Origin of the sequence: Cystobacter fuscus DSM 2262 (genome assembly GCF_000335475.2) — a bacterium.
GTDB classification, from domain to species: domain Bacteria; phylum Myxococcota; class Myxococcia; order Myxococcales; family Myxococcaceae; genus Cystobacter; species Cystobacter fuscus.
In genome coordinates this window covers 43,219-62,041 of the sequence record NZ_ANAH02000075.1, presented here as the reverse complement: position 1 = coordinate 62,041, position 18,823 = coordinate 43,219, and the positions used below count along the sequence as shown (strand labels likewise).

At 67.3% G+C, this 18,823-nt stretch carries 18 protein-coding genes; 12 read left to right on the top strand and 6 right to left on the bottom strand.

Features of this window, described 5'->3' with window-relative positions; translation table 11 throughout:
- Positions 1-15 precede the first annotated feature (15 nt).
- Complete coding sequence (locus tag D187_RS49020) at positions 16-918, top strand: NmrA family NAD(P)-binding protein (protein WP_043435883.1); 903 nt, start codon at positions 16-18, stop codon at positions 916-918.
- A 604-nt stretch (positions 919-1,522) separates the two neighbouring features.
- Positions 1,523-1,831 carry a hypothetical protein gene (locus D187_RS51550; RefSeq protein WP_002632015.1) on the top strand — a complete coding sequence of 103 codons (309 nt, stop codon included), beginning with the start codon at positions 1,523-1,525 and terminating at the stop codon, positions 1,829-1,831.
- 16 nt (positions 1,832-1,847) lie between these two features.
- Here D187_RS51550 and D187_RS57325 read toward each other — a convergent pair whose 3' ends face one another.
- From D187_RS57325 to D187_RS48995, 4 genes are all read right to left on the bottom strand, one after another.
- A complete protein-coding gene (locus D187_RS57325; protein ID WP_020918794.1) occupies positions 1,848-3,149 on the bottom strand; it encodes a glycosyltransferase in 1,302 nt (433 codons plus the stop codon).
- A gap of 191 nt (positions 3,150-3,340) precedes the next feature.
- The gene (locus tag D187_RS49005; protein ID WP_002630614.1) at positions 3,341-4,582 is read right to left on the bottom strand and encodes a cytochrome P450; all 1,242 of its coding nucleotides are present in this window, start codon (positions 4,580-4,582) and stop codon (positions 3,341-3,343) included.
- Between the two features lie 47 nt (positions 4,583-4,629).
- Positions 4,630-5,238 carry a TetR/AcrR family transcriptional regulator gene (locus D187_RS51545; RefSeq protein WP_002630613.1) on the bottom strand — a complete coding sequence of 203 codons (609 nt, stop codon included), beginning with the start codon at positions 5,236-5,238 and terminating at the stop codon, positions 4,630-4,632.
- 181 nt (positions 5,239-5,419) lie between these two features.
- Complete coding sequence (locus D187_RS48995) at positions 5,420-6,616, bottom strand: cytochrome P450 family protein (protein ID WP_002630612.1); 1,197 nt, start codon at positions 6,614-6,616, stop codon at positions 5,420-5,422.
- Between the two features lie 178 nt (positions 6,617-6,794).
- Between D187_RS48995 and D187_RS48990 the strand changes: the two genes are divergently transcribed.
- From D187_RS48990 to D187_RS48965, 6 genes are all read left to right on the top strand, one after another.
- On the top strand, positions 6,795-7,364 hold the full coding sequence (locus tag D187_RS48990) for a TetR/AcrR family transcriptional regulator (RefSeq protein WP_002630611.1): 570 nt from the start codon (positions 6,795-6,797) through the stop codon (positions 7,362-7,364).
- A gap of 315 nt (positions 7,365-7,679) precedes the next feature.
- On the top strand, positions 7,680-8,012 hold the full coding sequence (locus D187_RS48985; RefSeq protein ID WP_002630610.1) for a hypothetical protein: 333 nt from the start codon (positions 7,680-7,682) through the stop codon (positions 8,010-8,012).
- The gene (locus tag D187_RS48980) at positions 7,993-8,211 is read left to right on the top strand and encodes a hypothetical protein (RefSeq protein ID WP_002630609.1); all 219 of its coding nucleotides are present in this window, start codon (positions 7,993-7,995) and stop codon (positions 8,209-8,211) included. Before D187_RS48985 ends, D187_RS48980 begins: the two co-directional genes overlap by 20 nt.
- Positions 8,212-8,238: 27 nt before the next feature.
- The gene (locus D187_RS57320; RefSeq protein ID WP_002630608.1) at positions 8,239-8,655 is read left to right on the top strand and encodes a hypothetical protein; all 417 of its coding nucleotides are present in this window, start codon (positions 8,239-8,241) and stop codon (positions 8,653-8,655) included.
- Between the two features lie 663 nt (positions 8,656-9,318).
- Positions 9,319-10,071: an MBL fold metallo-hydrolase gene (locus tag D187_RS48970; protein ID WP_162159777.1), complete on the top strand. Its 753-nt coding sequence runs from the start codon at positions 9,319-9,321 to the stop codon at positions 10,069-10,071.
- Positions 10,072-10,726: 655 nt separating this feature from the next.
- Positions 10,727-12,349, top strand: a complete 1,623-nt coding sequence (locus D187_RS48965) for a S8 family serine peptidase (RefSeq protein WP_002630606.1) — start codon at positions 10,727-10,729, stop codon at positions 12,347-12,349.
- A gap of 341 nt (positions 12,350-12,690) precedes the next feature.
- Here the strand turns inward: D187_RS48965 and D187_RS56240 are convergent, their stop codons facing one another.
- Positions 12,691-14,172 carry an NHL repeat-containing protein gene (locus tag D187_RS56240; RefSeq protein WP_002630605.1) on the bottom strand — a complete coding sequence of 494 codons (1,482 nt, stop codon included), beginning with the start codon at positions 14,170-14,172 and terminating at the stop codon, positions 12,691-12,693.
- Between the two features lie 725 nt (positions 14,173-14,897).
- Here D187_RS56240 and D187_RS48955 point away from each other — a divergent pair.
- Positions 14,898-15,263 carry an ArsR/SmtB family transcription factor gene (locus tag D187_RS48955; protein ID WP_002630604.1) on the top strand — a complete coding sequence of 122 codons (366 nt, stop codon included), beginning with the start codon at positions 14,898-14,900 and terminating at the stop codon, positions 15,261-15,263.
- Between the two features lie 10 nt (positions 15,264-15,273).
- On the top strand, positions 15,274-15,750 hold the full coding sequence (locus D187_RS48950; RefSeq protein ID WP_002630603.1) for an SRPBCC domain-containing protein: 477 nt from the start codon (positions 15,274-15,276) through the stop codon (positions 15,748-15,750).
- A gap of 678 nt (positions 15,751-16,428) precedes the next feature.
- On the opposite strand, the gene D187_RS48945 is transcribed toward D187_RS48950, so the two are convergent.
- Entirely contained in the window at positions 16,429-16,830 is a 402-nt protein-coding gene (locus D187_RS48945; protein ID WP_002630602.1) for an MAPEG family protein, read from the bottom strand.
- A 61-nt stretch (positions 16,831-16,891) separates the two neighbouring features.
- Between D187_RS48945 and D187_RS48940 the strand changes: the two genes are divergently transcribed.
- Together D187_RS48940 and D187_RS48935 are read left to right on the top strand one after the other, a co-directional pair.
- Entirely contained in the window at positions 16,892-17,692 is an 801-nt protein-coding gene (locus tag D187_RS48940; RefSeq protein ID WP_002630601.1) for an ATP-grasp domain-containing protein, read from the top strand.
- A gap of 317 nt (positions 17,693-18,009) precedes the next feature.
- Positions 18,010-18,762 (top strand): hypothetical protein, encoded by a 753-nt coding sequence (locus tag D187_RS48935; protein ID WP_002630600.1) that lies wholly within the window; start codon positions 18,010-18,012, stop codon positions 18,760-18,762.
- The last annotated feature ends 61 nt before the right edge of the window (positions 18,763-18,823 follow it).

The following is an 18,823-nucleotide window of genomic DNA, read 5'->3' as shown; positions in this document are numbered from 1 at the left end:
TTCGGAAAGACCAGTATGGCTCAAAATAGGTTTCCCACCGTCCTCGTTATCGGTTCGAGCGGAACCGTTGGACAGCACCTTCTCAAGGAGCTTGAAGGTACATCCGTCAATGTACGGATTGCTTCCCGAAAGCAAGATGTTGTGGAGAGACTCCGCGCTGAAGGCAAAGAGTCCGTACTTTTAGATCTAGACGATCCCCGGACTTTTGGACTCGCACTGGCGAATGTCGACCGCGTCTTTCTTTTGACCGGTTATACGGTTGCGATGCTCACCCAAAGTAAAACTCTAGTCGATGCGGCCAGAAAAGCAGGCGTGAGCCATATCGTGCACGTCGGAGTCTTTGCGGAATGGGACTGTACGGATCCGCATTTCGTATGGCACCAGATGATTGAGAAATACATTGAGAGCAGTGGCATTGCGTGGACGCATCTTCATCCGAACATGTTCATGGAAGCCCTTTCGGGGCTCTTTCTTCCGAAGAATTTTACGTACACAACTTTTTTTGAAGACAGAAGGATCGGATACATTGCCGCGTCAGATATTGCTGCCGTTGCAGCGAAGATCCTCGTCGATGGTCCGGGCCGCCACGCGGGACAGAATTACTGGTTGAGCACCGAAAGTCTGAACGGAAACGAAATAGCCAAGCTCTTGAGTGAAGTGACCGGCCTGGAAATCAAATGCGAGATGAAGGGAGTCAATGACTTCAGCCGGATGATTGAGTCGCCAGGTTTTTCAGGTGAGGCCTGGTACGCAAAAGGGGGCGTTGAGTTCGTAAGGCAGATCCTTGATGGAAGAATGGCCTATATGGCGACCGTTCAAGATGACGTCCCCTATATTCTCGGCAGACCCGCAAAAACAGTCCGGGAATGGATGCTGGAGAACAAACAGACGCTCACGCACGCAGCTCGCACGTCCTGATTCCTGCCCTCCAGGAAAACAAATTCATAAATCCGGTCGCTTCGTCAGCTGGCATCAGTCGGCTGGCGAAGGGCTCGCCACTCACGGCTTCGACTCCCGCCGCCTTCCCATGAGACAGGCGCGGCTGTTGCTCTTCGAATACGTCGAGGTTTTCTCCAACCGGCAGTGGCGGCACTTGACGCTGACGATTTCCGATTCGCCCGTCAGCGTCACGCCGAGGTTTGGTTGAACGTGCAGAAAATAACTGCCCCGTGGAACAGAGAAAGACAACGAACGGCGAATATATCCAGAATGCTATACGTGAAGTCACCAACGATTGATGGCTCTGGGCCCTTTCTTCATTGTTTTCAAGCGCTCATCGCCGCAGAGTCACTGGCGAGCGCTTTGAACAAGTCCGCAATGGAGTGGAGGAACAATGAAACTGCTTCATTTGGTGGGAGCGGGGATGCTGTCTGTTGTGGTTGGATCGGTGCCCGCTCTGGCGAGCGGTGGAAGAGGAATGACCTGGGTAAAAATCAGACACGAAAACGCGTAAGGCGTGGACTTCGTGGGTTGCCCCGTCGGTTCCTATTCATGCAACGCCTACGTAGGAGACACCTCTTGCATGACCGCGTTGCCCGTGCTGTGTATCAAGAATGATGGTTCGCCAACCCGGGCGGGGCTGTATACGGACTTCTATAGTGGCTGGGTACATGGCCATATCGCGACCACGCAACCCATTCCCGGTACGTGGTTGAGCAGTCAGGCCACCGCCGACCAAATCTGTGTCAACTACTTCGGCACGGGCTGGAGAATGGCCGAGCACCATGACGGAGGCGGGGGCTGGGGCTTTCATGCCTATGGGGATATCCGCAACGACACGAAATTCTGGGTGCGTATCATCAATCAACCCGCCAACTGCTGGAACCCGTAGCATGACGCCAGAAAGGCTAGGCCGCGGCGGAAATGCTCTTGACGTCCACGTTCCCCTCGAAGGCCAGCTTCTCGAGGGCGCGCGCGGCGACCTGCCCGCTCTTGAGCTGCTGAATCTCCGAGGCGACCTTCCGGGCGCGGGCCCGCAGCGACTCGTCGGCCAGGAGCGCCTGCAACTCGGAGCGGATCCGCTCGGGGGTCGCCTTCTCCAGGGGCAGGTAGCGCCCGAGCCCCGCGCGCTCGACCAGCGACGCGTTGAGGGTCTGGTCTCCAACGAGGGGGATGACCAGCATGGGCAGACCCGTGTACAGGGCGCGACCCACCGCGCCCCAACCCCCGTGGGTGATCAACGCCCGGGCCTTGGGGAACACCTCGTCGTGGGGAACGTAGCGCTCGATACGGATGTGGGAGCCGAGCCCGGAGGGGATGTCCTGGGCCCCCGCGGCCGTGGCGAGCACGGGGACGTTCATGGGCGAGACCGCCTCCAACACGCGCCGGAACAAGCCATTGTCCGCATGGGTCGTCGTCGTGCTGACGATCACGGTCCCGGGCTCGACGTGCGGCGCTTCCTTGCGGCTCGTGGAGATGTTGGCGGTCGTCGACCCGACGAAGAGCTGGTTGTCGCGCAGCGCAATGTCCCCGGCGAGTCCCCGGTGGCCCATGATGATGTGGAGCTTGGGCGAGGCCGCGGCCTGGACGAGGTGCGCCGGGCGGCCACGATAGGGGGACAGACCGAGCTGGGCCCTCGCCTCGTTCAACGGCATCAGCTGGCCCATCAGCAGGTGCGTCAGCGCGGGGAACCGGAAGAAGGGCTTCATGGATGGCATCGCGCTGAAGAGCAACGGCAGCTCATCCTCCGTGAGAACCGTGCCCATGTTCCCGGCGCTCGCCCAGGGAATGCCGGCGCGCTCGGCGGCCCAGGCCGCGCCCATCTCGAAGATGTCGTGGACCACGCAGTCCACCTTCTCGCGCTTCAAGACAGGCTCCAGCTCTCGCGCGAGCTGGACGTTGTTCGCCTGGCCGATGCTCCGGAACATCGTGATGCCGAAGGGGATCGACGGCATCCAGGGCGGCAGACTCGTGAGCTGGGCGAGATCGCCAATGTCCTGGACGTCGAGCATCCGCTCATGCGGCAGGTGCTCCGCGCCGACGGCCTTCACATCGGCCGCCAGGCTCGCCTTCGCCTTGAACAGCACCCGGTTGCCCCGAGCGGTGAGCTGCTGCGCGAGGTCCAGGACGCGAAGCAGATGCCCCGGCGCCCCCGAGCTCGCCAGCAGGAAGGTCGCGGGTCTCCGGGAAACATCATTCGTGGATGCCATGGTCGTTCTCCCCAAGAAGTCGCAAACGGTCCCCTCCGCACACGCGGTGGACCGCAACTCCAAGTTGCGATGATGAATAGAATTGGATTTCACTCACCGCAACTCGCAGTTGCGATACTTGGCGGTGTTCTGTTTATGAGAGGATTGGAAGAAGGCTTCGTCGCGCTGCTGTGCGAAGCTGCCGGTGGTGCTCAGGCGTTCGCGAGGGAGGCCGGGGCGGGCTCGGTGCGCACGCGCAGGGACTTGAGGCCCCGGAGGAGGAAGTGCTCCACGTTCTTGAGCTGCTGGTCGGGAACGAGGGAGAGCTGGCGGTCCGGGGTGAGCAGCTCCTCCAGCACCACGCGGGCCTCCAGCCGCGCCAGGGACGCCCCGAGGCAGAAGTGGATGCCATGGCCGAAGGCGACCTGGCCCACGATGTCGCGCGTCACGTCGAAGCGGTCCGGCTCCGGGAACTTGCGCGGGTCGCGGTTGGCCGAGCCCACGAGCACGAGGACGCTCGCTTCCGCGGGGATGCGCGTGCCGGCCACCTCCACCTCGCGGGTCGTCTTGCGGAAGAGCGCCTGCGCGGCCGAGTCGTAGCGCAGCATCTCCTCCACGGCGTTGGGGATGAGCGCGGGCTCGCGCGTGAGCTTGCGCACCTGGTCGGGCTGGCCGAGTAGCGCGCGCATGCCATTGCCGAGCAGGTTGGTCGTGGTCTCGTTGCCCGCCAAGAGCAGCAGCCGGCAGAAGTCGACCGCGTCCTCCACCGAGAGCACGCCCTCGCGCACGCCGTTGTCGAGCAGCGCCTGGGTGAGATCCTCCCGGGGCTCCCGGCGTCGGGCGTCCAGGGACTGGACCATGTAGGCATTCATCTCGCGGGCGCTGTCCTCGATGCGGGACAGGTCCGTGCCACGGACCAGGGCGTAGGCGGTGGCGACGGCGTCATCGGACCATCGCTTGAAGTCGTGCCGGCGCTCGGGCTCCACGCCCAGCATCTCCGCGATGACGATGACGGGCAGCGGCTCGGCCAGGTCCCGGATGAGATCGAACTCGCCCGAGCGGGGCAACCGGGCGATGAGTTCGCGGACGAGCTGCCGGATGCGGGGCTCCATCTCCGCGGTGCGCTTGGGGGTGAACGCCTTGCTCACCAGTCCCCGGTTCTTCGTGTGGGTGGGCGGGTCCTCGCCGATGAGCACCCCCCGGCGTACGGGGCGCAGGGCCTGGGGCGCCACCTGCTCGGCCGCGTCGAACTTGTCCGGTGACACCACGGCGCGCACGGAGGAGAAGACCGCCGGGTTCTTGATGATGGCGACGACGTCCTCGTAACGGCTGACGATGTACCAGCCGAACTGCTCGTTGAAATAGACCGGACCCTGGTCCCGGAGCGTCGTGTAATACGGATAGGGATCCGCCTGCACGGCGGCTGAAAACGGATTGTAGTCACTGGATTGCATTGAAAGACTCTCCCAAATCACATCAAGGGCGGCAGTGAATGCACGGCTCAGCGCTCCTTCCCCGCCCCCGTCAGGAAGAAGTCGCGAAAGGGTTCCACCAGCCCGAGCAGCGGCGCGGGCGTGTCCATGTAGCGCTCCTGGACGATGGCGGCGCGCAGCATGCCGAGCAGCAGCCCCGGGTAGAGCGCCGCGAAGGCGGGCTTGAGCTGGCCCTCGGCCACGCCGCGCTGGACGAGCCGCTTCGCGCAGGCATACACGTCATCGAAGCCCGAGCCGCCCGGCTCCTCCGCCGTGCCGGTGTGGGGCAGGGTGCCCAACTCGCCCTGGACCAGGATGGCGAAGAAGCGCCGGTGCTGCTCCAGGTGCGAGAGCGTGGCGCGCAGGAAGTACTCGAACTCCCCGAGCCAGGGTTTGCCCCGGCTCACCTCGCTCACCTCGTCGAGGAGCTTCACCAGCTCCGTGCGCCGGCGGGTCATGAGCGCGGCGAGCAGCCCCTCGCGATCCTCGAAGTAGTTGTAGAGCGTGCCCACGGCCACGCCCGCGCGCTTCGCGATGTCCTCGATGCGCGTGCCGAGCACGCCCTGCTCGGCGAAGACCTGCTCGGCCGCCTCGAGGAGGGTCTGTTCCGTCTCCTCGCGCAGGCGCTCTCGGAGCATCCTCTTCCTCGGCACTCGCGGTGAGCGATTCTTCATTCGGTGAGGATATCTTCATCCAGACGTCGGCGCAAGCCTCCAGGGTCACCCGTCGTCCCTCTGACGGACGGTCAGGGGTTCAACCCCACGGCGCGTTTGTCCGAGGACATACGGCCTCCCGTGTGGGAGGCCGGAGTGTCACCGGTCAGAAGGCGACGGGGAGCCGTTGCAGGCCCCGGAGGATCATGTTGGCCCGCCACTGCACGGCCTCGAGCGGGGCGTCCAGGCGCAGTCCGGGCAGCCGCCGCAGCAGGGTGGTGAAGGCCACATCGGCCTCGATGCGGGCCAGCTGCGCGCCCAGGCAGAAGTGGATGCCCTGTCCGAAGGCCAGGTGCCGGGCGCTCTCGCGCGTCACGTCGAGCGTCTGGGCGTGGGAGAACTGCCGCTCGTCCCGGTCGGCCGAGGCCAGGGAGATGATCACCATGTCCCCCTGGCGGATCGTCTCTCCCGCCACCGCGATGTCCTCGGCGGCGAAGCGGGGCGCCACGGTGACGGGGCCGAACATGCGCAGGAACTCCTCGATGGCCGAGGGGATGAGCGCGGGCTCGCGTTGCAGCCGGGCGAGCGCCTCGGGCTGGGTGAGCAGGGCGAGCATCCCATTGCCGATGAGGTTGGCCGTCGTCTCGTGCCCGGCGAAGATGAGCAAGCCAATCATCGACAGGAACTCGTGCTCGTCGAGCCGCGAGCCTCCCTCCTCGGCCTGGGTGAGCTTGCTGACGAGGTCCTCACCGGGCGAGCGGCGCTTCTCGTCGATGAGCGCCCGCATGTAGTCCACGAAGTCGCGCGCCTTCGCGTCCCGTGCCGGGTTCTCCTCGTACTGGGTGCTCATGGACTCCGTGATGGCCTCCGACCACAAGCGCACCCGGTGGCGGTCCTGGGCGGGCAGGCCCATCATGTCGGCGATGACGACGATGGGCAGGGTGAAGGCGAAGTCGTTGATGAGATCCATCCGGCCGCGGGGCTCGGCCGCGTCGATCAGCTCGTCGACGAGCCGCTGGATGCGGGGGCGCAGCTCCTCGACGAAGCGGGGCGTGAACGCCTTGGACACCAGGCTCCGCAGGCGCGAGTGATCCGGCGGATCCGAGGCCAGCATCGAGCGGCCGATCATGCGATCGACGTCGGGCGAGAGGGTGACGGCGCTGATGCGTTGACCGCCGGGGCGGTGCACGACGATGCGCCGGTCCTTGAGGAGCTGGGAGGCCTCGGCGAAGCGCGTCACCAGCCAGAAGCGCAGGCCGGTGGGCTCCTCGATGTGATGCAGGGGGCCAGCGGCGCGCAGCCGCTCGAGTTCGGCGAACGGCTCCACGAGGAAGCGTGGGTTGGTGATGAGGGCGGCTTGCAAGGGACACCATCCAGGCAGAGGGGGGGTCGGTGTCGAGTCACGCTGTTGTTCCGACACGCGGTAGTTGATTGAATCGGCGGGCGTGAGGAAAAGAGCAACGGACACCGGGGCGCGGGGCGTCGCGAAAGCGACACGGAGCACTCCAGTGTCGTCCAGGCGGGTGGAAGACGATCTTCGAGTGCGGCGCACACGCCGCGTCCTGCGGGACGCGCTGCTGGGCCTGCTGAGGGAGAGGGACTTCGGCGCCATCACCGTGCGGGATCTGACCACACGGGCCGGGGTCAACCGCGTCACCTTCTACCTGCACTATCGCGCCAAGGAGGAGCTGCTCGTACAGACGATGCGGGAGGTGCTGGACGAGCTGGACGCGGAGGCGCGGCGGAACGAGGGTCTGTGGCCCAAGGCACCGGGGCTGCCGCCGGAGCTCCTCGTACGTTGGTTCGAGCATGCCGCCGCGCACGCGGAGTTCTACCGGCTCATGTTCGGCCGGGCGGGGGCGGGGCGCTTCGACACGTACCTGCGGCGGCATGTGGAGCGGCTGATGACTCCCGTCGTCGAGAAGCACTTCCGGCAGGAAGTGAGCAGTGCGCCGCTCGCCATCCGCAGCCGCTTCCTGGCCTCGGCATATCTGGGGGTGCTCGAGTCCTGGCTGGAGGACATGCGCCACACCCCCGAGGAGATGGCCATCTGGCTGTGGGCGCTCACCCGGCCCTTGTTGTGGCAGGAGGACGCCGGGGAGCGGCGATGAGGCCCTGGGGGCTCGCGGCGGCGGGACAGTGGACGTTGTCGGGGCAGCGGCCCTCGGACCTGGGGATGCAGACGCCGCAGCGATTCATCTCCTCGGGCTGGCAGGCGGGGCAGGTGCCACAGTCGAGGGAGCCGCCACAGCCATCGGAGAGGACGCCACAGCGGGCGTGGGCGTCGGCACGAGTGGACTGGGGCAGACGGGGAACGTCTACGGCGGTCGGGCCTCGTCCTACGGTTGGAGTTCCTCGGGAATGGACCTGTCTGGAGACAAGTACATCCGCGTGAACAACTCCTCGTCGCTGAACTTTGGCACGGGATGCTTCACGCTGTCGGAGTGGATCCGGATGACGGACACGACCCGGTCCATAAGACCATCATCGACAACCGCGGCTACTACCGGTTCAATGACCGCCTCGACGAGGTCCTCGTCTACAACCGCGCACTGTCCAAGTGGGAGGTGTGGAACGTCCTGAACCCGGGCCGGCTCAGCTTCGAGCCGAGCTACTGGAATGGAAACGACCGGCAGGGCAGCAACAACTGCTACAACTACACCAACAACAAGGCCACCAACACATTCGCGCAGCCCGGACCCGAGCACCCTCCTGAACTTCAAGAGCGGCGCCGCCCTGGTGGTCGCGCCGGGGCTTGACTATCACTGGTATCGGCTCGGCGAGAATGGCACGTGGAGCCACAAGCCCGGTGGCTCTCCCGCGACGAACCTCGACAACTCGGGCAATGTGATTACCGATCCGCGGACCGCGAATCGGGGACTCTATACGCAGTTCTGCGGCTTCTTCATGATCTGGTCGGACATCGCCGAAGGCCACGGCCACGAGAACATCCAGTAGGTCATCCAGTACCCGGGAGAAAAATACATGTCTCGCCATTCATTCAAAGCGGCCTTCCTGTGCGGTGTTCTGAGCCTCGGGTTCGGCGGTTCCACGAGTGTCTTCGCGTCGGACGTCCAGGCCGAGCAATCGCAGAAGGCCCTGCGCGTGACGTTCCTCATGTACTCGGGCCGTCCCAACCCGAGCGTGACGGTGACGGACCCCGAGCAGGTGCGCGCCATCGAGGATCTCCCCCAAGCAGGAGCGGAGGAGAGGAGCGTGACGCGCCCCCAGGGAGGAGCAGAGGAGGCGAGCGTGGTGCCTGAGGCAGGGGCGAGGCAGGAGCGGAGGAAGGAGAGGACGCCGCCAGGAGACTTTCGCGGGGCTGCCGCGCAGGACATTCGCGGTGGACGGGCTTCACCTGCGTCAGGTGTGGAGGCAGGCGGCGGGTGCTGGCGGACGTGAAGGGAGCAGCAGGGGTGAGAGCGATTCTGGAGCACCTGGGACTGCCCGCGGCAGGTGCGAGCCTGACCCCGGCGCGAGCGCCACCCCAGGACGCAGGGTGTTGAGGCTCAAGCCGCCACAGCCAGCCAAGAGACCTGATGCCCCTGCCGCGCCCCTCCTGGGAAGGCGGCTGGGCTGGGCTGGCGTGTGTCTGCTGGAGATGAAAGGCTTCTGCGCCGGCCCGGCGTGCGGGGAAGGTGTCAAAGGACTCGATCCGACACCTCGTCTCCTACGAATCGTCTGACACCCTTCCTCGGGGGAGCCACCGGCACCTGCTCACACTGAAGCAACATGCGGCCCGTCTCCCAGGCGTAACCACGGAGTGGTCCTGTTCTGGGAGCAGGGATATACCTCAGAAGGAGCGCACGCCCAGCTGGCCCGTTTCACCCGGAGCACTTCCATGTCAATCTCCCGCACTGTGAGGCCATGCCCTTGAGTCTTCGACGTCGCCGTCTCGTGGCGCTGGGCCTGCTGAGTGCGGGTGCGCTCGTCACGCTCGGAGCCGTCCTGCTCCCTTACCGTCCCGTTATCGTGAGTGGGGCCCAGCCGCCTCCCGGTCCCTATCCGATGCCCGCGGCGGTGGCCGGTTTTCGGCTCCACGTCTTCAACACGGGAATGAACCGCATGTCGGCGCTCCTGGTCGGTGAGCACCGCCCATGGCGGCCGGCTCCTGCCTTCGTGATCGAACATCCGCGAGAAGGGCTCATTGTGTTCGACTGCGGGCTCTCCACGTCCGTCGCCCGAGAGGGCGAGTCCGCTCTGCCTGTGCCGATGCGCTGGCTCTTCGAGAGCCGCGGACGCGAGGGAAGGACGCTCGACGCACAGATGCGAGAGGCCGGACTGGAGCCAGCCCGCGCCCGATGGGTCATCATCTCGCACCTGCACGACGATCACATTGGCGCCGCCGCGTCCTTCGAGGGCGCGACCTTCATCGGTGGGCTGGGAACGGCCGGCAAGGTGCTGGGCCTGTCGGCGCCTCGTTGGCGCGAAGTGGACTTCCACGACACGCGCGCCCTCCCGCCTTTCGATGCCTCGCTCGACTTGTTCGGAGATGGCAGCGTCGTGCTGCTGCGTGGCGGTGGCCATGCGCGGGAGGACGTCATGGCTCTCCTCGCCCTACCGGGGGGGCCGGTGCTCCTCACCGGCGATGCCGTTGTTCACCGAGAATGGCTGCATTCTGACGACGTGGAGCGTGTCGCGGTGGACTCCCAGCGCGCGGCTGACGTGCGCAATCAAGTTCGTGCACTGCTGGTGGCTCGGCCTGAAGTCACCCTGCTCCCTGGGCACGAGCTCCAAGGCGCGCCTGGCTCCCGCGGGGATGTCACCCTTCATCATCCCGAGTGGTTCAAAGCGGAGGCTTGGCCGCTCTCCCATTGAGGCGAACATGGTCCTCATCCACCTCGACCGAAGGCCTGACTCGCCGCTGGCAGGTATGCCAGGCCACGAGAGGTGTGCTTTCATGGCTCGCTCATCCCCGCCAGAGGTTCCCCCAAGCAGGAGCGGAGGAGAGGAGCGTGACGCGCCCCCAGGGAGGAGCAGAGGCGGCGAGCGTGGCGCCTGAGGCAGGGGCGAGGCAGGAGCGGAGGAAGGAGAGGACGCCGCCAGGAGACTTTCGCGGGGCTGCCGCGCAGGACATTCGCGGTGGACGGGCTTCACCTGCGTCAGGTGTGGAGGCAGGCGGCGGGTGCTGGCGGGCCGTGAAGCAAGCCAGAGGGGTGCGCGCGATTTGGGAGCACCTGGGACTGCCCGCGGCAGGTGCGAGCCTGACCCCGGCGCGAGCGCCACCCCAGGGCGCAGGGTGTTGAGGCTCAAGCCGCCACAGCCAGCGAAGAGACCTGATGCCCCTGCCGCGCCCCTCCTGGGAAGGCGGCTGGGCTGGGCTGGCGTGTGTCTGCTGGAGATGAAAAGCTTCTGCGCCGGCCCGGCGTGCGGCTCATGGGCTTCCCGTCCGCGTCCCTCACCCTCTGCTCCGTGGGAGCCATACGACCGCTCCCCCACGAAAGAGGGGTACACGTCCTACTGGAGAACCGCCTTGCATAAACCCGCTTGGAAGAACCTGATGTTCATCGGTGGCCTCACCCTCCTGCCCGCATGCGGGAGCCCGTCCCTCGACGCCACCGGGGACCTGGGACAGACGGCAGACCTCGCCCTGAAGACCGGCACGCAGGAGTCCGCGCTTGACGCGGCCTCCACTCCCGGGGGCAAGTTCCGCAAATCCGCCGATGCCATCCCCGGGCAATACATCGTCGTGCTGAAGGCCGCCACCCTCGGTGCCTCCAGGGTTCCCGAGGTCGCCCAGGCGCTCGCCCTCCAGCGTGGCGCCACCGTCCTCCAGACGTACTCCCACGCGCTGCGCGGCTTCACGGTGCAGGCCAACGAGGCGGCGGCGCGCGCACTCGCGGCCAGGCCCGAAGTGGACTTCGTGGTGGAGGATGGCGAGGTTCACGCCATGGCAACCCAGTCCAATGCGACGTGGGGCCTGGACCGCATCGATCAGCTCAAGCTGCCGTTGAACGGCAGCTATAGCTACAACGGCACCGGCGCCGGGGTGCATGCGTACATCATCGACTCGGGCATCATGACGAGCCACCCGGACTTCGGTGGCCGGGCCTCGGGGGACTTCACCGCGATCAACGATGGCTATGGAGCCACTGACTGCAATGGACACGGCACGCACGTGGCCGGCACGGTGGGCGGCACCACCTGGGGCGTGGCCAAGGGCGTCCGGCTCCACTCCGTGCGCGTCCTCGGCTGCAATGCAAGCGGCTCCCTCTCGGGCATCATCTCGGGCCTGGATTGGGTGGCGGCCAATCACGTCAAGCCCGCGGTGGCCAACATGAGCCTGGGAGGCACCACCAACGACGCATTGGACGCCGCGGTGCGCAATACCATCGCCGCGGGTGTCACCATCGTCGTCGCCGCGGGCAACAATTCCCCAACCATTGACGCGTGCTACATTTCGCCCGCGCGTGTCGCCGATGCCATCACCGTTGGCTCCGTCGACAGCACGGACTCCAGGTTCCTCGGGAACTCGCAGGTTTATCAGGGCTCCAACTTTGGCCCCTGCCTGGACGTCTTCGCTCCGGGGGTCAACATCGTCTCCGCCGCTCTCAACGGCACCTCCCGGCCGGAGACCGGCACGTCCATGGCCTCCCCGCACGTGGCCGGCGCGGCGGCGCTGTACCTCCAGAGCAACCCGGGCGCTTCTCCCGCCACGGTGGCCGCGGCGATTGTCATCAACTCCCCGGACAACAAGGTGAGCAACGCGGGCAGCGGTTCCACCACCCGCCTGCTCTACAGCAATCCGCCTCCCGCTTGTGGGACTCTGAGCAGTGGCCAGGCGCTCGCGCCCGGACAGACGCTCTGGTCTTGCGACGGCAAGCTCTGGCTCGCCCACCAGACCGACGGGAACGTGGTGCTCTACGACCAGAAGGGTGCGCTCTGGAACACGGGCACCTGGGGCAAGGTCACCTCGACCTTCGTCATGCAGACGGATGGAAACCTCGTGCTGTATCCGAGCTCGATGAGTGCGCTCTGGAATACGACCACCGGGAACAATGCGGGCGCCACCCTGTGGATGCAGCAGGATTGCAACCTCGTGGTGTACAGCGCCAGCGGCTCGCCGCTGTGGGCGAGCTACACCACCTGCCGGTAGTTCGTGAGCAATGAATGGCGGGGGGGAGTGGGGTAGAGGCTCCAGCCGCCCCAGCCAAGAGCACCCCTGCCGCGCCCCTTCTGGGAGCGCGGCAGGGGCCGTCAAGAGCCCCAGCGCAACCTGGACGTCATCAAGAGCGCGGACTGGGTCATCGACATGGGACCCGAGGGCGGCGCGGTCGGCGGCCAGTTGCTCGCCGTGGGCACCCCCGAGGACGTGGCCCAGGTGAAGGAGAGCCACACCGGGGCGCTACCTCCACCAGGTGCTCACCAGGTCGCGCCGGCACCGCGTGGGCCAGCGGCTCGGGGAGCGCTCGTCCCCGGCCGCCCGAGCCTTGGGGCCTACGGCGCGGACATCCGGAGCAGGAAGGTCCCGGAGCCGTCCGCGTCCGTGCGCGTCCCATTGCCGAAGTCGTTCGCGCCGGAATAGGCGCCCAGGAGCACCAGGTCGTGCCCGAGCGCCGCGGCGTCCCTCGCCGCCAGGTTGCCCCCACAGCCCAGGCGCTTGGTGCCGAGCGGGTCGCCCGCGAGGTTGATCTCCTCGATGCGGATGCCGCCCGCGCAGTCCGCCGCCCGCCCCGCGAGGAAGGCGCGTCCGGAGGGATCGAGCGCCATCACCGCGTCGGCCACCCGGGACTGGCGCAGCCAGCGCGAGGCCCCGTTGGCCTCAAGCGTCAGGAGGAAGGTGGCGCCGTTGGCGCTGTCGTAATCCTTGGACGCCCAGTGGGCGATGCCCTGGAAGGTGCCGGCCACGACCACCGTGCCGAGCGACGAGACGGCGATCGCGCTGGGCAGGGCCTCGCCGCCCTCGGGAATCAGCTCGTGCGCCCACACCACGCCGCCCTGGGGGTTGAACTTCACCACCAACAGGCCCCGCTGGCCCTGCGCCCCGAAGTGCTTGTCCCCGAGCGCCGTGGGCCCGGTGGTGTAGCCGGCCACGAGGATGTTGCCCTGGCCATCGACGGCTACCCGCCACATCCGGAAGGTGTCCTCGGGCTCGAACTCCCACGTCGCGCTCGGGCGAAGCCGGAGCGTCGTGTAGAAGGCACAGGTCGAGAGCAGTGCCACCTGGCCACTGTTCGTCCCCGCGGCCTTGAGCCCGCAGTCATCGCTGATGGAATTGCCGAGCAGGCTGACATTCGCGCCATTGAGGCTGTAGCGGTAGGTCAGCTCGGGCCGGGGCATGCCCCGCACGGGATAGCCCGTCGCGAAGACACCGAGGCCATCCGGGGACATGCGCAGCTGGGTGATCTCGATCTCCGACGGCTGGAACCAGACCGGGGTGTTGTCGGCGGTGAGCGCCTGCAACCGGTCCTCGCCGCCGCTCGCCGTGCCGATGAAGATGCGCGTGCCCCCCGGGTTGGCCGTCACGGAGCGGTAGGCGAGCGGACCGCCCAACCCCACCCAGCTGATCGTTCCCCAGGCGGGCGGCGGCGTGGCGCATTGGTTCGCGGCGGAAGCGCCACAGCTCTGCCCGGCCGCGCACCGGCCACAGTCGAGCACCGCGGCACAGCCGTCACTCACCTGTCCGCAGTGCGCGTCGAGCTCGGCACACGTCTTGGGCGTGCACGAGCCCGCCCCACAGACATTGGCCGCGCCCGACGCGCCACACGTCGTCCCCGCGGCGCAGGTTCCACAGTTCAGCGTTCCACCACATCCATCCCCGAGCAGGCCGCAGCTCGCGCCAGCGGAATCACAGCTCGTCGGAATGCAGTCCTGTGTCGTGTCGGGGACCTCCGCTCCCCCCTCTTCCGTCTTCGACTCGACGCACCCCGCCAGCCAGACGCACACGAGCGCACCCGCGAACCGTGTCCAACTCCGCATGAACCCCTCCCTTGCAGCCGCTTTCGAGGCGCTACAGTGGGGATGGTCCGCTGAAGGTGCAGGGCATACACACCGGGCGTGTTGGCCAGAATCCAAAGCGCCACCAGCGCCAGGATCCAGGGACGGCTCCTCGCCCCTCCAGCTCAAGAAGACCTGTCCTGAATGCTCGGCAGCCCGCACTCCTGACGACCAGACCCGCGTCCCGTAGGAAACGCTGCGCCTGCTCCCCCAAGCAGGAGCGGAGGAGGCGAGCGTGGCGCCTGAGGCAGCGGCCAGGAAGGAGCCGAAGAAGAAGAGGACGCCGCGAGTGGACCAGGCAGAGTGGCCGAGGAGGACGTTCGCGTTGGACGTGTTCGCCTGCGTGAGGTGTGGAGGCAGGCTTAAGGGTGTTGGCGTACGTGAAGGGAGCACGAGGGGTGCGCGCGATTCTGAAGCACCTGGGCCTGGCCACTGCAGGTGCGAGGCTAGCCCCGGCGCGAGGGCCACCCCAGGCAGCGTGGTGTTGAGGCGCTCAAGACAACCCACAGGCCCAGCTCAGGCTCTTGCCGCGCCCTGATGGGAGGGCGGCCTGGGCAGCAGGGTGCCCTATGGGGGTGCTCGGCCCCCTACACGGGCCTGGCACACAGCTCGGGCGGCTCCCGTCCGCACCACCGCGAGCTGTTCAAGCAGCGCGCGCTCGAACTGCCCTTGCGTGCCATCTATCCGCGTGCTAGACACTGAACCACATGGTTCAGTATGTAAATGTCGGCCTCGATGCTTCGTTCGCCGCGCTCTCCGACGCCACCCGACGCGGTGTTCTGGAGCAGCTCGGGCGTGCGGAGGCCTCGATCACGGACCTCGCCGAGAAGTTCAACATGACCCTCACGGGCATGAAGAAGCACGTCGGTGTCCTGGAGCGGGCCGGGCTCGTGATCACGGAGAAGGTCGGGCGCGTGCGGACCTGCAAGATCGGCCCGCGCCGACTGGAGGAAGAGATGGCATGGCTCGAGAGGTACCGCCAGCTCTGGGACGCACGCTTCGACGAGTTGGACAAGGTTGTCGAGGAATTGAAACGGAACGAGCAGGTCGATGGACGCAAGAAGAGAGAGTGAGCCCACACCCATGAAGAACCGCACGACTGTGGAACGGAAGTCCGAGCGTGAGATCGTCGTCACGCGAACTTTCGATGGTCCGGCACGCATCGTGTTCGAGGCGTGGACAAAGCCCGAGCTGTTCAAGAAGTGGTGGGTGCCGAAGTCGATGGGAATGACCCTGGTTTCCTGCGAGATGGATGTTCGTACCGGGGGCAAGTACCGTCTGGTGTTCGGCCAAGGGATGGCGTTCTTCGGTAGGTACACCGAAGTGACACCGCACTCGCGCCTCGTCTGGACCAATGAGGAAGGTGGTGACAATGGGTCCGTCACCACGGTGACCTTCGAGGAAAAAGGGGGCAAGACGCTGCTGGTCCTGAGCGAGCTCTACCCCTCGAAGGAAGCTCTCGACGCTGCCGGCACCGGGGCGGCGGATGCGCTGGTCGAGACGTTCCAGCAACTGGACGAGCTTCTCGTCACCTTGGGCGCGAGCGTAGGACGGGCATGAAGTCCTCGTTGATCGCGGAGACGAGGGCCAACGCCTGAGCCGTGACGCTGGCGACGAGGAGGGAGATTAGCGCCACCGAGATCCCGCGCCAGGAGTCCTGCGCCAGCGTCGGCAGGCTTCCAAGCGGGGAGTGTCAGGCGGGGACGTAGGTCAGCCGGAGCACCTGCGCGCCGATCCGTTCGCTGTCCACGAGGCGAAGCTCCCCAGCACGCCCCCCCGCCCCATGCGCCCGTACACCTCGGGAGCGATACCGATGCCCTCGGCTGCTTCTGCTTGAGTCATGCCTGCCCCCTTGCGTGCCTGCTTCAAGGCCGCGCTCAGGGTGACGGGTAATCGGCGCTGCCGGATCTCGATGTGTCGCGGCAGTGGGGAGGGCTTGCGGTTGCGCTCCGTGGGGCGCCGGGAGCGTGCAGCGGCGGGAGGTTTCGCGGGGGCTCTTGGCATACGGAACCTGCGGGCGTTGTCCTGTCGGACGGGTGAAAGCCCCAAGGGCCAGCGGCGGACGGCGAGGGTCAGAGGGGAGACGCCACGACGCCGAAGCAGAGCCTGCGGGGAGCGTGAGAGAGGGCGCGGCGGGTCGCTAGCCGTCAGCCCCGGCGGACGTCCTCGGGTGCGCGTTGGCGCAACAGCGGCTCGCCATGCTGAAGGAGTTTTGAGGGTTCCGCGGCGGCGGCCGGATCACAACAGATGGCCGAGCATCATCACCAGGCCAATGATTGACACGAAATAGACCCCCGAGCGCACCCACGGAACGCCGAGCAGGTAGAGCGGCAGGTAGACGACGCGCGCGGCGAACCACAGCCATGCGCCCGTCTCTCCCGTGCCGCCCGTGCGGCCGGTGACGGTGAGCGCGAGCGCGAGCGCGATGAAGGCCGGATAGGTCTCCTTGAAGTTGTCGAGCGCGCGCTGCGCCCGGCCCGCGTGTTTGCCGAGCGGTGAATGTCCCTCGTCGCGCGCCCCCGCGCCCCAGGCGAGCCCGCGCTCGCGTGCGTTCAGGCCGCTCTGGAGGAAGACGTGCACGAGGAGCAGGACGACGGACCAACCAAGCAGGGTGATTTCAGTGGGGAGCGGTGTGGGCATGGAGATTTCCTCACACCGAGGATGTGTCAGGCGGACGTCCCTGGCAAATTGAGGAGAAGCCATGAGCGTCCACCCACTTCCCGTCCTCGTGCTCTCTCCGCGCTTTGGTCCGGACTCCATCGCGCTCGCCACGGAAGCCACCCGGTTGGGCTGGAGCGTGCACCGGTTGCATGATCGGCGTCCGCCCGCGCGGCTCGCCGAGGAGCCGCTCGTCTTCTACGGCGAGTCGCTGCTCGCGGACACGGTGGGCAGGGCGCTGAAGCTGGCGCTGCTCGAGCCCGCCGCCGACACGTTGACCTCGCTGCCCGTGGAGTTGCTGCGCCGGGACGTGCGCTTCACCACGTTGGGCGACGCCCGGGGCGAGTCCTTCCCGCGATTCGTCAAACCCGCCGACGAGAAGCGGTTCCGGGCGGCGGTCTACGCCTCGGCCGACGCGCTGCCGGGCCCCGGCCTGTTGGAGGAAGAGCTGCCCGTGGTGACGGCCGAGCCGGTGGACTGGCGCGATGAGTACCGCTGCTTCGTGCTCGAGGGCCGGGTGGTGGCCACGAGCCCGTATGCGTGGAAGGGCGAGCGCGAGGAGTCCTCGGGTGCGGCCTTCGAGGTGGAGGCGGCGCGGACATTCGCGGCGGAGGTGCTGGCCCGGGCGGGCGGCGTGTTCCCGCCGGCGGTGGTGCTCGACGTGGGCCGGATCGAGGGACGGGGCTGGGCGGTGGTGGAGGCCAATCCCGCCTGGAGCTCGGGGCTGTACGAGTGCGACCCGGCCGAGGTGCTCCGGGTGCTCCAGCGTGCCACGAGTTCCGCGCGGAGCCCGGCGCCGGGCGAGGCCCGCTGGTTGCGCGACCTGCCCGAAGTCGAGGGCTGAAGCGGGCTAGCTCAGCTGGCTGCAGCGCAGGGGCCACCCCAGCAGGCGTGGTGTTGAGCCTCGAGCAGTCACGCGGCCAAAGACGCCCACGCCCCTGCTGCCTCCCCCTGGGGGGCCACCTGGGCCGACGTGTGCCCAATAGGGCTGCACCGCGTCTCCACCAGCACGGCGCACAGCCCGCCTGGCACCCGTCAGCAGCCCTCCTCCACCTCTCGGTTCCAGCCCTCCCCCTCAACAGGTCCCCCATCCCGCTTATACGCTCGAAGGCGCTGGAGCTCCGGCCCGACTTCACCTGGGGGCTCAATGACCTGGGCCTGGTGCTGCGCTCGAAGGGGCTCTACCTGCGGCAACATGGCCGGGACTCCACCGAGGCCTTCGCGCGCGCGGCGGAGTGCTTCGAGCGCGCGGCGGCCGACCCGACCTACCTGTTCGCCCAGGTGAACCAGGTGGACCTGTACACCGACCTGGCCGAGTCCGACTTCCAGCGCGGCGTGGACCCCGAGCCCCACGTGCGCAAGGCGCTGCGGGCCGCGGACCGGGCGCTCGGCATCGACCCCGGCTTCTACTCCGCGCTGAACGCGGCCGCCGACGCGGCGCTGCTCCAGACGGAGTACCTGCTGCGCCGGGGCGGGGACCCGCGCCCGTTGCTGGAGCGGGCGCTCGAGTACCTGGAGCGCTCCCGGCGCGCGAACCCGGACTACGGGAGGACGTGGTTCCGCTTCGCCCGCGTGCGGCACCTGTCCGCGCTGCTCGCGCTGCGCGAGGGCGGAGACGCCGGTGCGAGGCTCGACGAGGGACGCCTCGCGCTGGAGCAGGCCCTCCGGCTCGACGCCCGGTGCGTGGAGTGTCACGTCGTGGGCGCGCAGCTCGAAGAGGTGGCGGCGGCCTGGGCGGCGCGGCGTGGCCTGCCGGGCCTGCCACACCTCCAGCGGGCGCTCGCCGAGGCGCGGAGGGCCGTCGCGCTGTTCTCCTATGGCGAGGCCCATCAGGAGCTGGCGCGGGTGTATTGGCTGCTGGCGCGCGCCCAGCCTCCGGCGCGGGCGGGGTCCTTCGTGAAGGAAGGGGGCTGACGCAGACCGAGCAGGCGCTGCGAATCGACCCGGGCCTGCCCCATGCGCAGGCCCTTCGCGG